The 14,364-nt window shown below is 51.5% G+C and carries 14 protein-coding genes and 2 tRNA genes; 13 read left to right on the top strand and 3 right to left on the bottom strand.

The genetic code is table 11. The features are described 5' to 3' along the window. Window positions 1–233: 233 nt before the first annotated feature. The 7 genes from DRET_RS13645 to ltrA all read left to right on the top strand — a co-directional run bounded on the left by DRET_RS13645 (window position 234) and on the right by ltrA (window position 5,880). A complete protein-coding gene (locus DRET_RS13645; RefSeq protein ID WP_015751410.1) occupies window positions 234–410 on the top strand; it encodes a hypothetical protein in 177 nt (58 codons plus the stop codon). Window positions 411–432: 22 nt separating this feature from the next. Next, a complete protein-coding gene (locus DRET_RS04855; RefSeq protein WP_041282308.1) occupies window positions 433–669 on the top strand; it encodes a DUF5395 domain-containing protein in 237 nt (78 codons plus the stop codon). A 21-nt stretch (window positions 670–690) separates the two neighbouring features. Next, window positions 691–2,172 carry a putative sulfate exporter family transporter gene (locus DRET_RS04850; RefSeq protein ID WP_015751408.1) on the top strand — a complete coding sequence of 494 codons (1,482 nt, stop codon included), beginning with the start codon at window positions 691–693 and terminating at the stop codon, window positions 2,170–2,172. 294 nt (window positions 2,173–2,466) lie between these two features. Further along, entirely contained in the window at window positions 2,467–3,747 is a 1,281-nt protein-coding gene (serS, locus tag DRET_RS04845; protein ID WP_015751407.1) for a serine--tRNA ligase, read from the top strand. 64 nt (window positions 3,748–3,811) lie between these two features. Beyond that, window positions 3,812–3,887 (top strand) — tRNA-Lys (locus DRET_RS04840). A gap of 12 nt (window positions 3,888–3,899) precedes the next feature. Then, window positions 3,900–3,976, top strand: a tRNA-Glu gene (locus DRET_RS04835). Between the two features lie 647 nt (window positions 3,977–4,623). Next, window positions 4,624–5,880, top strand: coding sequence for a group II intron reverse transcriptase/maturase (gene ltrA / locus DRET_RS04830; RefSeq protein WP_244147912.1), 1,257 nt, complete (start codon window positions 4,624–4,626; stop codon window positions 5,878–5,880). Here the strand turns inward: ltrA and DRET_RS04825 are convergent. The 3 genes from DRET_RS04825 to DRET_RS04815 all read right to left on the bottom strand — a co-directional run bounded on the left by DRET_RS04825 (window position 5,865) and on the right by DRET_RS04815 (window position 9,113). Continuing rightward, entirely contained in the window at window positions 5,865–6,980 is a 1,116-nt protein-coding gene (locus tag DRET_RS04825) for a tyrosine-type recombinase/integrase (RefSeq protein WP_015751406.1), read from the bottom strand. The two genes, ltrA and DRET_RS04825, sit on opposite strands and share 16 nt — an antisense overlap. Before the next feature lie 350 nt (window positions 6,981–7,330). Further along, window positions 7,331–8,329: a site-specific integrase gene (locus DRET_RS04820; protein ID WP_015751405.1), complete on the bottom strand. Its 999-nt coding sequence runs from the start codon at window positions 8,327–8,329 to the stop codon at window positions 7,331–7,333. 454 nt (window positions 8,330–8,783) lie between these two features. Next, complete coding sequence (locus DRET_RS04815) at window positions 8,784–9,113, bottom strand: hypothetical protein (protein WP_015751404.1); 330 nt, start codon at window positions 9,111–9,113, stop codon at window positions 8,784–8,786. A gap of 100 nt (window positions 9,114–9,213) precedes the next feature. Between DRET_RS04815 and DRET_RS12930 the strand changes: the two genes are divergently transcribed. The 6 genes from DRET_RS12930 to DRET_RS13320 all read left to right on the top strand — a co-directional run bounded on the left by DRET_RS12930 (window position 9,214) and on the right by DRET_RS13320 (window position 14,276). Then, window positions 9,214–9,489 carry a helix-turn-helix domain-containing protein gene (locus DRET_RS12930; RefSeq protein WP_015751403.1) on the top strand — a complete coding sequence of 92 codons (276 nt, stop codon included), beginning with the start codon at window positions 9,214–9,216 and terminating at the stop codon, window positions 9,487–9,489. After that, window positions 9,479–10,120, top strand: a complete 642-nt coding sequence (locus DRET_RS04805; protein ID WP_015751402.1) for a lactate utilization protein — start codon at window positions 9,479–9,481, stop codon at window positions 10,118–10,120. Before DRET_RS12930 ends, DRET_RS04805 begins: the two co-directional genes overlap by 11 nt. A gap of 915 nt (window positions 10,121–11,035) precedes the next feature. Further along, window positions 11,036–11,440, top strand: a complete 405-nt coding sequence (locus DRET_RS13325) for an outer membrane protein assembly factor BamE (protein WP_015751401.1) — start codon at window positions 11,036–11,038, stop codon at window positions 11,438–11,440. 17 nt (window positions 11,441–11,457) lie between these two features. After that, on the top strand, window positions 11,458–12,000 hold the full coding sequence (locus DRET_RS04800; protein ID WP_015751400.1) for a hypothetical protein: 543 nt from the start codon (window positions 11,458–11,460) through the stop codon (window positions 11,998–12,000). Continuing rightward, window positions 11,997–12,416 carry a hypothetical protein gene (locus DRET_RS04795; RefSeq protein WP_015751399.1) on the top strand — a complete coding sequence of 140 codons (420 nt, stop codon included), beginning with the start codon at window positions 11,997–11,999 and terminating at the stop codon, window positions 12,414–12,416. The genes DRET_RS04800 and DRET_RS04795 overlap by 4 nt, the downstream gene beginning before the upstream one ends. 459 nt (window positions 12,417–12,875) lie before the next feature. Then, window positions 12,876–14,276, top strand: a complete 1,401-nt coding sequence (locus DRET_RS13320) for an ISKra4 family transposase (RefSeq protein ID WP_015751398.1) — start codon at window positions 12,876–12,878, stop codon at window positions 14,274–14,276. Window positions 14,277–14,364: the final 88 nt, after the last annotated feature.

Raw genomic sequence — 14,364 nt, 5'->3', positions numbered from 1 at the left:
AAGTGTAGCCGAGCAGCAGCGAGGTGTAAACGCGAGTTGGCACCTCAAGCCCCCCCGCTCGCCCGTCGATCCCTGTCACACATCAATTTCAACCCCATGTCATTCTTGGCACGTCAGTTGCTAATGGAGCGCCGCAAGCGGGCTTGGCACCCAGCTCCGGCTCCCTCTCAATATCGCCGGGCCTGCTTTGAAAGGCACGAGGCAGTATGACGTTCAATGCAAAAGGAGGCTACATGTCTGAACAGGAAAAAGGCTCGCTCACCGGTGGTGAATACGATGCCGAAGATGTGTTCGAAGGCGCTGAGCCCTGGGAACCGATCGAGACCAAACTGGTGCTCGGTTCCTTTACCGCGGCGATTATCGCCCTGGTTATCTTCGGGTATCTGATCAACACCTTCTTGCTGCACTAATGAGGGAAAAACAGTGATTGAAATGGTCTTGCGCCACGACGGCGCCAATTGGATCGCTTCCAATGAGCACGTCACCGCCTCCGGAGACTCCCTGGAGGATCTCGACGTCGCGGTCACCCGGACCATCAAGGGGCATGGGTCGTATCAGGGGACCGGAACCCACCGGGTATGGATGTATTTTGACAACAGCACCTTGCCGGGCTGGATCCGGCAGTACATGCCCCATTATTTCAATCGGACTATCGACGTTCACACATAACGGATTTTGAAGGAGGTCTCTATGGCATCGCCTGCCTTTCAAAACAGGCGCTGGTACTCCGGCATGGCCACCCAGGAGGACTGGTGGGCCGTTTGGCTAGGGTTTATCTTTTTCGGCCTTGGCCTGCTGTCGATTTTCGGCGGCATCGACCTCGTTGGCTGGGTCGCCTATCCCTCGAAATGGGTCAATATATCCAACGCCGTCAGCCCGCTTGGTGACGCGTACCAGGGCCTTGGCAGTATCGGCAGTATCCTGGTGACCTACCTGCTGTTCACAGCAGCCACCTGCACCGGGGCGTACTTCCAGAAACTGGACATGAAGAAATACTTCCTGGGCTGGACGGCGATCTTCGCTATCACCTATATGGTCTGGGTCATCGGCCACCACGCCTTCTTCGCCGCCAACGTGACCAACCGGGCCAAGTTCGGCCTGGACTTCAGCCTCTCCCTGGGCGGCGGGGCGTCCTATATCCTGGCCCTGATCGTCGGCTTGATCATCGGGAACTTCTTCAAGGGCTTCGCCCGCTTCCTCAGTGAAGCCGCCAAGCCGGAATGGTACATCAAGACGGCCATCGTCTTTTTGGGCGTCAAGGTCGGCTACATGGCCCTGAAGGCCGCCGGTTTCGTGCTTGAACTCGCCCTGGCCGGGGCCGCCGCGACCATCGTGGCCTACCTGATCTTCTGGCCCGGCACCTATCTCATCGCCCGGCGCGGCTTCAAGCTGCCCCGGAAGATGGCCGCGGTGCTCTCCTCCGGTATCTCCATCTGCGGTGTGTCCGCTGCTGTGGCCACCGGTGGCGCTGTGCGGGCCAAACCCCTGGTTGTGGTCATGGTTTCGGCTTTGATCGTGGTCTACGCCGTGATCGAACTCGTTGTCCTGCCGCCGATCTTCACCGGCACCATGATGGACGAACCCATCGTGGCTGGCGCCGCCCTTGGCATGACCGTCAAGACCGACGGCGCTGACGCCGCTGCCGGCGCGGTCCTTGACGAACTGATGCGCAACAAGAAGATCGCCCAGGATGGCACCCAGTGGCAGGAAGGCTGGATCACCACCAGCGCAGTCATGACCAAGATCTGGATCGATATGTTCATCGGCCTGTGGGCCTTTATCCTCGCACTCATCTGGGTCTACCGCATCGACCACAGACAGGGCGAGAAGGTCCCCTTCTCCGAGGTCTGGCATCGATTCCCGAAATTCGTGCTCGGCTACCTCTTCACCTGGTTCGTTTATGTCGCTCTGCTCTTCCTGGTTTCCCCCGAGATGCAGGAATTCGCCAAGGTCGGCGCCATGCCAGTGGAAAAGGGCATGCGTAAGCTCTTCTTCATGCTGACCTTCGTGAGTATCGGCGCTATCACGGACTTCAAGAAGCTGGCTGAGGCCAAGTTCGGGCGGATGGTTTTCGTTTACTTCATTGCCCTGTTCCTGTTCATCGTGCCCGTGGGGATCATTGTCTCCTATGTCTTCCACCACGGCATGACTGTGCCCACAGTCACCTCATAAGCGACTCCATCAGACTGAAGAACCCCATCTTCACCTGAGAACCCCATGGCCCTGTAGCCTCGGCTACAGGGCCTTATTTCATGCGCACCCTGCCGCACCAATAGCCCAAGAATCACGCCGCGCCTTATTTCCAGGCCGGAGACAAGTCCCGGCAACGCCACCCTCCATGCCGCAATTCCTCAAAGGACCAATTTTGACAAACCGCGCCCAAACGGCATACATACGGCGCAGCTTGACTCGCCTGTCAGGGGCGCTCTTCCCCGTTCAACCCCAACCCGATGTGGAACACCGCCTATGCTCGACCTCAAATTCGTGCGCAAGTCTCCTGAAACCGTCAAGGACGCCTTGCGCAAACGGAATATGGACCTCGATCTGGACGCCTTTCAGGCCATCGACGCCAAGCGCCGGGAATACCTCCAGGAAGTCGAAGACCTCAAAAGCCGCCGCAACGAGGTCTCCAAACAGATCGGCCAGCGCAAGAAAAACGGCGAGGACGCTGAGGACCTCATCCAGGCCATGGGTGAAGCAGCCGAACGCATCAAGGAACTCGATGCTCTGGCCAAGGAGGCTGAGGCCGAGGTCCAGGACTGGATGCTCTCCCTGCCCAATATTCCTGATACCAGTGTCCCCGATGGCGAAGACGATGCCGACAACGAGGAACTGCGCACCTGGGGCGCGCTGCCCACCTTTTCGTTCCTTCCCAAAGAACACTGGGAACTCGGTGTCCAATTGAGCGGTCTCGATTTCGAACGCGCCGCCAAGCTCACCGGCAGCCGTTTCGCGGTCTACTGGGGCTGGGCAGCCAAGCTCGAACGCGCTCTCGCCCAGTTTATGCTCGACATCCAGACCACCGAGCACGACTACACCGAGGTCATGCCGCCGGTTATCGTCAACAGCCAGACCATGCGCGGTACTGGACAACTCCCGAAATTCGAGGAAGACCTCTTCAAGCTCGAAGGATGGGAGTACTACCTCATCCCCACGGCCGAGGTCCCGCTGACCAATCTTCACGCCGGCGAAGTGCTCGACGAGCAGGACTTGCCGCGCGGTTACGCCGCCTTCACCCCCTGTTTCCGTTCCGAGGCAGGGTCCTATGGCAAGGACACCAAAGGGCTCATCCGCCAGCACCAGTTCAACAAGGTCGAGCTGGTCCGATTTGCCCATCCGGACCATTCCTTTGAGGAGCTCGAAAACCTCCTCGGTCATGCCGAGACTGTGCTCAAGCGCCTGGAACTGCCCTACCGCGTCGTCACCCTCTGTGGGGGCGACATCGGCTTCTCCGCGGTCAAAACCTACGATCTCGAGGTGTGGCTGCCCGGGCAGGACACATACCGGGAGATCTCTTCCTGCTCCAATTGCGGCGATTTCCAGGCCCGTCGCGCCGGCATTCGCTTCAAACGCGCCGGGGCCAAAAAGGCTGAATTCCTGCATACATTGAACGGATCCGGCCTGGCTGTAGGACGCACATTGGTCGCGGTGCTGGAAAATTATCAGCAAGAGGACGGTTCGGTGGCGATCCCGGAGGCGCTGAAACCCTATATGGGCGGGCTCGAGCGGATCACCCCCAAAAATTGAAAAAATCGGGGTCTTCATTGTTGACAGAAGCCCCGGTTTTCCTTAAAACCTGCCCTCGTTGGTCGGGTCGTTAACTCAGCTGGCAGAGTATCGGCCTTTTAAGCCGAGAGTCGCAGGTTCGATCCCTGCACGACCCACCACTTTAAAAATGCGTCCCCATCGTCTAGCTGGCCCAGGACACCGGCCTCTCACGCCGGCGACAGGGGTTCAAATCCCCTTGGGGACGCCACATTTTGGTTTCTTGGTTGCAAAGTGGTTGCAATTCGAGATTGCTGCCATCAGATAGAGCCTTCGGTATCGTCACTACCGGAGGCTTTTTTTATGGTGCGCCCGGCAGGGCGCACCCACTTGGAGGTGAAAGTCCTCTACAGGCCCGACAAGGGGAACTGTTAGCCGGACGGCAAGGGTGTCCACCGCGAGGTGGGATCTGAAGGAAGCCGCAGGCAAAACGCTGGCCTGACGAACAGGAATCGCATACGAGGCGGCCATGCCGGGTAAGGAGTCCATTATCTTCAAAGCCCTGTACTTGTACGGAAAGCATGGACGTATATGCGGCGGGCATAAGCGTGAAGGTGGGTGCGCATTACCCGGGGAGGTCTGTCCGCCTGCCATGTGCTACCGGCGTCGCGAGGCGTCGGGACGGGCGGGCAGAAGTCAGCCGAGTGCATAGTAGGTCCCCCGACCGGACTGAAGGCCCGAACATCTAACACGGGACGGGAGCCCGAAATTTCGATGACGAACGGAGCCGCAGAAGGACGGGCTGGGACGCCCGTCGCCACACCCGAGGGTAGGGGACGGAATCCCCGAGAGTACGGTAGTGGTGCGTCAAGCGTCACGGCAACGAAGGAGTACTCCCATCCGGAGCAGCAGAGTTTGATGGAAGCGGTGGTCGGACGCGAGAACATGCTTGCGGCCTACAAGCGTGTACGCGCCAACAAAGGCGTCCCCGGAGTCGACGGCATGAGCGTCAACGACGTATGGGGATATTGCACGCTCAACTGGGCCCGAATCAAAGAGGAGTTGCTGGACGGACGGTACGAGCCGCAGCCGGTGCTCGGGGTGGAAATCCCTAAACCCGGCGGCGGGGTGCGCCAACTGGGCATCCCGACGGCGCTGGACCGCCTGATACAGCAGGCGCTGCACCAGGTGCTCTCCCCCATTTTCAACCCTCACTTCTCCGAATCCAGCTACGGCTTCCGGCCCGGTCGAAGTGCGCATCAGGCCGTGCTCAAGGCACGGGAGCATGCTGCCGCCGGCAAACGGTGGGTCGTGGACATGGACCTGGAGAAGTTCTTCGACCGCGTGAACCACGACGTGCTCATGGCGCGCGTGGCCCGCAAGGTGAAGGACAAGCGGGTGCTCGTCCTCATCCGGCGTTACCTGCAAGCGGGGCTGATGCAGGGGGGAATTGCATCGAAACGAAAGGAGGGCACGCCGCAAGGCGGCCCCCTCTCGCCGCTCTTGTCCAACATCCTTCTGGATGACCTGGACAAGGAGCTTGAACGCAGAGGCCACGCGTTCTGCCGATACGCCGACGACTGCAATATCTACGTGCAAACAAAACGGTCCGGCGAACGCGCAATGGCCTCGATCACCCGGTTTCTGACAGAGCGGTTGAAGTTGAGGGTCAACGCGGATAAGAGCGCGGTTGACCGGCCATGGAAAAGGAAATTCCTTGGGTACTCGATGACCTGGCATACGCAGCCGCGGCTCAAGGTTGCGCCCAGTGTGGTCAAACGCCTGAAACAGGCGGTACGGGAGGAATTTCGACGTGGGCGGGGACGGTCGCTCAAGAAGACGATAGACACCCTTGCGCCGAAACTGCGAGGCTGGATGAACTACTTCAAGCTGGCGGAGGTAAAGGGAGTTTTTGAAGAACTGGACATGTGGATTCGCCGCAGATTGCGCAATATCCTGTGGCGGCATTGGAAACGACCCTACGCCCGAGCAAGGAACCTGATTCGCCGGGGACTGACTGAAGAGCGCGCCTGGAAATCCGCCATCAACGGCCGCGGGCCATGGTGGAACTCCGGCGCATCGCATATGAACCAGGCATTCCCCAAGAAATACTTTGATTCACTTGGACTCGTGTCACTGCAAGATCAACTTCGCAAAGCTCAAAGTGTCAGGTGAACCGCCGTGGTACGGAACCGTATGCCCGGTGGTGTGAGAGGACGGGGGCCGCAAGGCCCCCTCCTACTCGATTCCGTGACCTTGGCTTTTTGGCCGCTGAACACATTATCCAGATCCGCCTGCACGCCACGCAGTTCATGCAGGTATTTGGCCGTGGTGTTCGCTGACTTGTGCCGCAGGACCGCCTGGATCGTGGTCAGCGGCACATTGTGAGCATCGAGCCAGCTTGCAGCCAGATGCCGTATCCCGTGGAAGCTGAACAAGGGCACCCCAGCCCGGTCACACCAATAGGGAATCCAATGCCGCCGGTATTGGTACTTGCGGCCGCCTTCGCGGCAAAACACAAGCCCATGGCCGTTGCCTTTGCCCCGCTCTTTGAGCAAGGCCTCGCGCAGATCCCGGGTCATGGGGATTCGATCCGCTTCCCACGCTCCACCCTGACGTTTCCGTGTCCAGAGGGCGATTTTGGAATTTGCAAAATCGATGTCTTCCCATTGCAACCGGAAAATCTCATCCCGGCGCGCAGCCGTATGGAGGTAGGCGAGCAGCATGGCCCGGTCGGTTTCATCCATGATTTCCAACACCGCCTGGACATCCTCCATGGGTGGCACGACGCGCGGTCGCTTCTGGTAGCTGTAGCGCTCCACCTTGCCAAATGGCGACGCCATGTCCGGCCACTTGTCCAGATAGCGGTTGCCCCAGTTCCACGCCGCAAGCAGATTTTTGCGCACTTGGTTGGCCACATACCCACTCCGCCGTTCAGCCACATCGTCCAGGATAGCCAGGGCATTGCCCACGGTTATATGCCGGACTTCTGTCTCGCCGCCAACAGCTCGGACCAATAAATCCAACGCATACCGCTTTTCCTCGTAGGTGCGCTCGCTGTGACGCTTTTTCGAAAAATCGAGGTAATCGTTACCCCATTCCAAGACCGTGGGGGTTGTCCGTTCTTCCTCGATTTTGATCTCGGCCTTCCACTGCGCCTCGAGTGCCAACGCTTCTTCCCGTGTTGCGCAGACTCGGCTTTTGTTCACACCTTGGCGCCGTACTTGCGCTAACCACCCGACCATCTTTCCGTTCCGTTTTTTCTTGCTCGGCATTCACACACTCCTTCAGCGCTTCTCCAAAGAGTTTCTGTCGCACTATGTCTTTGTCAAAGAACCATTTTCGGGCAAATTTGACCCCGCCCAATTCGCTAGCCTTCTTATAAACAGTTTGTACGTCAAGTCCTAATGTGTCTGCTACATCCTGTGCTGTCCATAAATCATCCATATCTACTCCTTTAGCGATTGTTACCGAATCCCACGCCATTTCCATAATTTTTAGTCCTTACTTCATAACTTCTCACCTCCATTTTAAATTTTAAATACAGTATACCGTTCTATATGCAATCAGTCAAAAAATAAACAAGGCTTTTAATAAACAGACGTATTGATTTTTTTGCCCAGCACTACCGAGGATTTTTGTTTGGATTCTTGTGAGGCCGTGGTGTTTTTTCGGCCCGCACATCCAGGATCGAGCTTCCTCTCCCGCCTTGCCTTACTGATCCGTACTCAAGTTGACTCCGGCAAGAGGCATGTCCAAGCACCTTAGCTATCATCTCGTCATCGAAACGTTCTGATTTTTTGAGGGTGGCTGAAAGTATATGCCGGAATGTGTAGGGGGTGACGTGATGCTTGCGCCTGGGCCAAATTTTGCGGCTCAGGCGTGATACATAATTATAGAGCGCCTTGGCGTTTGCTTGAATAAAGACGCCATCTTCTGCAGCATTGGGTTGCGCAAGGTAATGACGGACAAGAAACATCTCCGGACTGTCTGGCGGCAACCCTTCACAATCAAAAGCGACAACTCGCTCTTTTTGGCCAGAAGAGCCATCACCTCGGCATTTTGCCCCCCAGATAGTCACAAAAAGAACCACATGTTTTTCGTGAAATGTGATCTGAACCCCCTTCTGTAGCTCCGCGGGCCGAACACCTGAAATGAGCAGCAAAGCAATGACCGGCGCATATTTGTTGCCTTTGTCGACATTTTCCCAATACTGCTGTGTCCACTGAGGTGGAAGTCCACGCACATGCTTACGTTTTGATTGTTTGGGCTCAAAGTCTGTGGGTTTATCACCCTTAATAGCTTGGGCTTCGTCATATTCCCGGATGGCTCTTTCAAGGCGCTTGACTGTGCCCGTCCACCCGTGAGCTTTTGTTTTTTGCTCTCGATCTTGCTTGGCCAACAAAGATCTAATGCTGTAATCAACGCAATAATTATATGCAGATAATCGCTTATAGTATGTATTTGCGGTGCGCGCTTCTTTCAGCAACTTCTTGTCGTTCATAACTCGCGCCCCTAGGTTCATATAATCCTGGTGTGTTTTTTGCGCTACATGCCGTGGTTTTGCTGATTTCAAAATTTGCCGTGCTCGCTTAATGACTGCATATGCATTTTTTGTATCCATAGTTTTCTCCATTTTTTTGTATAGGATACAAAAATTTATTTTGTGCAGTCAAAAAAATACGAATTTGATTTTAAACACATTTGCTACAAAAGCCCCAAAAAACCAAGCGCACATGGTTCGGGATGCCGAACCATGTGCGCTTGGTTCTTTGGGTTAATTATTGGAATCATATTTTTATTGACAGCATATTGTATTTTTGCGAGCAATGTGCAGCCTTGAGCTGACGCTCATCAAGCGTTACTGCGTCCAGTAACTCTTGACCGGCTGCACATTCTTCCACATTTTCGTTTCTCTCGCTGTAACAGTGGAAGAAAGTATACGTGTAATGTGGAAGAATGTTTTCTTTTTTGCTCGCAATACTATGCGAAAAGGCATGCAAAATACTCAGTATTTTACATGCCTTTTTACTATGCATTTTGTAACCAAAAATTATTCAAAATTTTGCCAACAATTTTTATTTGCCAGTAGCAGCTTGTAGCCAACAAGCAGAAATATTTTCAACTTTTTTATACAATGCTTGCTGCTGATCACTTATTGACTTCATCTCCTTCAAGATTTCTTGAAACGATTCCTGTTGAGTTTTGTGGGGTGGTTCCGAGTCTGGTTGTTGCTGACTATCAAGCTTGCCATATTCATGCTGCCTCCGGATCCTGCTGACTTGCCGACTGAGGTGGCTGGGGCTGATGTCGTAGCGATCGGCCACCGTGGTCAAACGGTCAACCCCGGCGAGCACCTCGCCGATTGCTCTCATTTTGATTTCATAGGGAATTGTTTTTTTGGGCATCCTTTCCTCCTTTTTGTTTTTTCTTGTGTTAATTTATTAACATATACACCGTCAAGTAATCTCAGGTATATTTGGCCACTTTTTTCAAGGAGGTGGTCAGATGTCGATCCGGGAGCGACGGCAGGCGATTCAGGGACCAACAAGCCTGGTCAAAAAACTGATGGAAGAGAAAGGGGTCACGATAGCCCAATTGGTCGAACAAACGGGACTCTCGTCACGTTTGATTCTTCGAGCCCGTGGAGAAGAAATCAAACTTTGCAAACTGGAAACGCTGGCTATTTTAGCGGAAGGTCTTGGGGTCGGAATCAAAGACCTTTTTGAGGATATTGACTCCTCTCCTGAACATTCCAGCGAGGGAGGCGGACATGGCCAGTGATCTTTTAGAGCAGACAGTCAATTCCCTGAGGCTCAACAAGTTCAACGTGTATACCGTCGAGAGCCCTAAAGAGGCCCGGGACACCATTTTGCGCACGATCCTGCCGGAAATAGGCCCTGGATTGGTGTCCTACGGTGATTCATTGACCCTTCAGGCAACAGGTGTGCTCGATGATCTTCGTTCAATGGCCGGTTCTCATGGATGGGAATTTCTTGAGACGTTCGAAAGGGGCTTGGCCCCAGAGGGCATTTTGGAACGACGCCGTCGCGCACTCCAGGCTGACATCTTTTTTACCGGCACCAATGCCCTCACCTCCAAGGGCCAGCTCGTGAACCTGGACATGATCGGAAACCGTGTGGGCGGCATTGTCTGGGGGCCACGGCGGGTCATTCTGACGATCGGCACGAACAAAATTGTGGAGGGGTTGGACCAGGCCATGGCCCGAGTACGACTAATAGCCGCGCCGCAAAACGCCCAGCGCATTGGTGCTAGCACTCCCTGTGCACAGACTGGTGAATGCATGGATTGCAACAGCCCTCATCGCATTTGCAACGTATGGTCGATCACGGAAAAGAGCTGGCCAGCAGGTCGGATTTCCGTGGTGCTCATCAAGGGAGAGTATGGGCTCTAATGGGCCCATGGCAATGAAGTCGAGTGAAATTTGCCTCTTCACTGTCTGACATGAGCATTGGCATTTCCTACATCCCACCCCCCCGCTCAACTCCTTCCAGATCGCTCCTCCTTGCCTTTCTCAATGGGTATAATCCGATACTGACAGTTTTTCCTCACTCTCACGCGTAACCCTGTCAAATTGGGTACATTTCGACTTCCACCACCCTTGCCCCCGGTAGCTAATTCTGATAGCAAAATCTGGCGCGTTTTAATGCGCTATATAAGCGCCTGTTTATTTTATTTTTCTTGGTTAACTTCTATTTTCCAAAAGCCATAGAGAAGGACTTTTTCTGCGCAGGCCAAAAAACCAATCTTCTGAACTCTCGGTTTAGTTTCTGGCGATAGGACTCAATTTATTGAAAAGCAACAAAGACCATATATGCAAGCTGGTCATCACATGGTCACTGCCGACTAATCAAGGCAGTGCTGACTGATGAGGATCAAAGTCGAGAGGTAATCAGTGCCAAGCCTAAACCGTGCTTCATGCAAAAACCATGTTTTCGTGGGTTATTATACTGTATAGTATTGTAGTGATAGAGGGGATGAGCTCAAAAGAATGGGAAGAAAAATATACACTTTAAAATACTGGGCCTGAAATAAGGACTACTTGGCTAGGATGAGGGCCGAAATAATCAGCTCAATTCTGATGCATAATAGCTTCACATATCCCAAACAATAAATATAATCGCAACTTTATGACGCTATTTAAATTTTAACGTTTCTATGAATTATTAGAACTTAATTAATGCATAGCTCAAAAGGGGTTTTGGACATGGATAAAATATGAAAAAAACAAAAACTTGCAATTGACGACAATAAACTTAAATTCAATTTTCAAATCTATTTTAATTTTAGCAATGCTTAAGGAGATAGTATGAAAAAAATTATTTTTTTTATTTCAATTTTGTTTTTAGTAAGTGGATGTGGTGCAATGCACCATAAGTCAGTCGTTGGTAATCAAGCAACTGATGAAAATTTAACTGTTGGGAAGGTGCAAAGAAAGATCAAACCAGGTATGAGCAGTTCGCAAGTTGCAGAAGCTTTAGGATCACCAAATATAGTTTCTACGGATGAAAAAGGACGTGAAGTCTGGATATATGACAAAATATCTACATCTAATGTATATTCAAAAAGCTCCTCATATGGAACCATACTTATATTAGGAGGTCAATCAAAATCAGGTGCTTCTACAACAACACAACGCACACTTACTATCATAGTAAAGTATGATGGGCATAGCAAAGTCAGAGATGTAGCATACCACTCTTCAAGATTTTAATCAAATAGGCACAGACGATGAAATTTAAATATGTTTTCAGATTAATTGCCTTAATGTCAATTCTTGTTTTTGTTTCAGCTTGCCAGCCAAAAATTCCTGATGGAGCCTTGCAACTAAATAAGCAATCTCTTGAATATAGACAGCTACAGACAAAAACCTATGATACGGATGATGAAAAAAAAGTGCTATCTTCCTGTGCAGGCTTGCTACAAGACCTGGGGTTTAACATTGATGAAAGCGAAACGAGCCTCGGAGTGTTGTGCGGCTCAAAACAAAGAGATGCCACTCAAGCTGGTCAAGTTGTAGCATCGATATTGGTAGCAGCGCTGACAGGTGCAGCAACTCCAATTGATGACACCCAAAAAATGCGCGCCTCAGTTATTACAAAAAAAGTAGGGGAAGAAAAGGAGAGAGTTTCAGTACGTGTTACATTTCAACGTATTGTTTGGAATACTCGTGGCCAGATAACAAAAAAAGAATGTATCTCTGAGCCTGAAGTATATCAAGAATTTTATAGTAAACTTTCCAAGTCGCTTTTTCTGGAGGGCCATAAGATATGAATCAAAAATACTTGATAGTTTTATTTCTTTTTATTTTTACAATTTCAGGATGTGCTACTACCCAGGAAAGGTTGCTTGATTCGAACGAAAGCCAAGTACAGCTTAGGAGCATACAAACTAGAGCATTTGACACCACTGAAAAGGAAAAAACACTTCGAACTGTCATTTCAACATTGCAAGATTTAAGCTTTGTCATTGACAAGGCAGACAAAACAATTGGAACTGTTACCGCAACTAAACTAAATCGCTACGCTCTAAGGATGACTGTAACAGTTCGAAAACGCGGAAAATCACAACTACTCGTAAGAGCAAATGCTCAATACCAAGACAGACCTGTCATTGACCCAAAACCGTATCAAGACTTTTTCACATCCCTAGAAAAGGCTATGTTCTTAGAGGCCCATAGTGTTGAATGAGTTATATTAATATAACTCAACTTTCGGAGGAGAGCTATCAATCGGCTTAGCAGCTAAATAGCTGGTTTCGCATGTGTTTTTTATGATTCCTTGGTCCGGGTGGTCCGGGTTACAGTTTCGATAGACACTGATTTGGGACAATAGTGCCTAGCCTAAAATCTCTAGGGATATGAAATTTTCAAACTCCGGAACATGGTCATTCACGTGGCCAGGTACGCTCTAAACGGAGGAACCACGAAGATTCTTCCGACTCGAGAGTGCTTTTGGAGGGGGGCTGACAAACGCAGTGGAGCCCCCCTCTTTTCGCTCTGTCACGCCGATAAGCATACGGCCAGGCTGGGTGCATTCGTTAGCTGCGACCGTTTTTAAAAAGCCAAATTGCTAAATAACCAACTGTTATTTATTGAAAAGCTTCGGTAAATACTGTAATATCTCCGCAAATCTACCGGAGGTATTACCATGCAGTCTGCTCTAAATCAGAGCGATATTTATAAAGACCGTGCTCATCGGAAGTACTTTAGCGATATGAAAAAATTATTTGACTACGTATACGATATAATTGACGTACTCGGGATGTCACTGTTTGGAAATATTGAAAAGCTCCGGGTGCATAAGCTATACAATATCGATCCAAAGATGCTTTCAGCGATCATTGAGACCAAGCTAGAGCATTACTTTTCTGGCTTCGAATGCCCTCTATGTGGTTGCAAGTGTCGTCATAATAACAAATTAAAGAGACATATTGAAACTACTTACGGAACCATATCATTTGATTCACCTTATTATAAATGCAAAAATTGCGATAAATTTTATGAACCGTACGTCTCTGCGTTGAACATTCGAAAGGGAAAGTACCAATACGACGTCCAAAAAATTGTCGCCAAAGTGGCCTCGTCGGTGCCTTTCGATGAAACAGCGGAAATCTTGTACGATACGCATGGTCTTTCCCTCTCCCAGGCTACAGTTCATGAGTTGACCAATGAACTAGCCGCCCATGCTCGACTTGAAGAGATCAGCCCAGAAGCAGCAACTATCCATGAGATTATCGAACAGGCTACCCGCCCCAATAAAGCCAGGCCGGTGCTTGTTTTCGCCGCAGATGGAGCCATGTCCCCAACTCGAACAGAAAAGGGCAAGCCCAATGCGTGGAAAGAGGCCAAAGGTATACGGGTCTACTTGCTTGATGGGCAGCATTTAGCCCAAGTGCTGAGTTGGCATCAGATATGCGACAAACACCGCTTCAAATCTTTTTTGCAGCAGATTAAACAGCAAAACCTTTTCCCGGAAGACAAAGTTCGGATCTGCTGTATAGGCGACGGAGCCGGGTGGATATGGGAGGCGATGGAAGAGGCTTTCCCAGACGCGCGGCAAATTTTGGATTATTACCATTGCCAAGAACATATCCACGAATTTGCCAACGCCCGCTTTGCTGACAAGGCAGCCCGGGACAAGTGGCTGCGTGAAACGACAAATCGGCTCTTTCAAAATAAACTGAGCAGTGTTCTCGCTGGATTGAGGCGAATGAAGCTCACCGGCGAGGCAGCAGAGAAGCGAGACGCTCTGTGCTCGTATTTGTCAAAGAACAAGGACCGCATGGATTACGGGAAAGCCAAGCGGGGCGGCTATCCTCTGGGCAGCGGGGCCATAGAAAGCGCTAACAAATTTATAAGCCACATACGGCTCAAACGCTCAGGAGCCTGGTGGAAAGTCGACTTGGCTAACAATATCCTGGCTTTGCGCTGTTCGAGGTACAACAAATCCTTCGATCGCTTCTTTGCCGCCTATGAAAAAAGCCAAAGGCAGGACTTAGGGCCGGCTCGACCCCACCTATCGCTTTGTCAAGGTGCCGGTCGCAAGTAGCGAATGCACCCCTTTTGGAGGGGGGGGCTGACAAACGCAGTGGAGCCCCCTCTTTTCGCTTTGCCAAGTCGAGAAGCATACGGTCAGG

Source organism: Desulfohalobium retbaense DSM 5692, from assembly GCF_000024325.1.
Classification (GTDB): Bacteria; Desulfobacterota; Desulfovibrionia; order Desulfovibrionales; family Desulfohalobiaceae; genus Desulfohalobium; species Desulfohalobium retbaense.
This window is presented reverse-complemented; position numbering and strand designations above follow the sequence as displayed.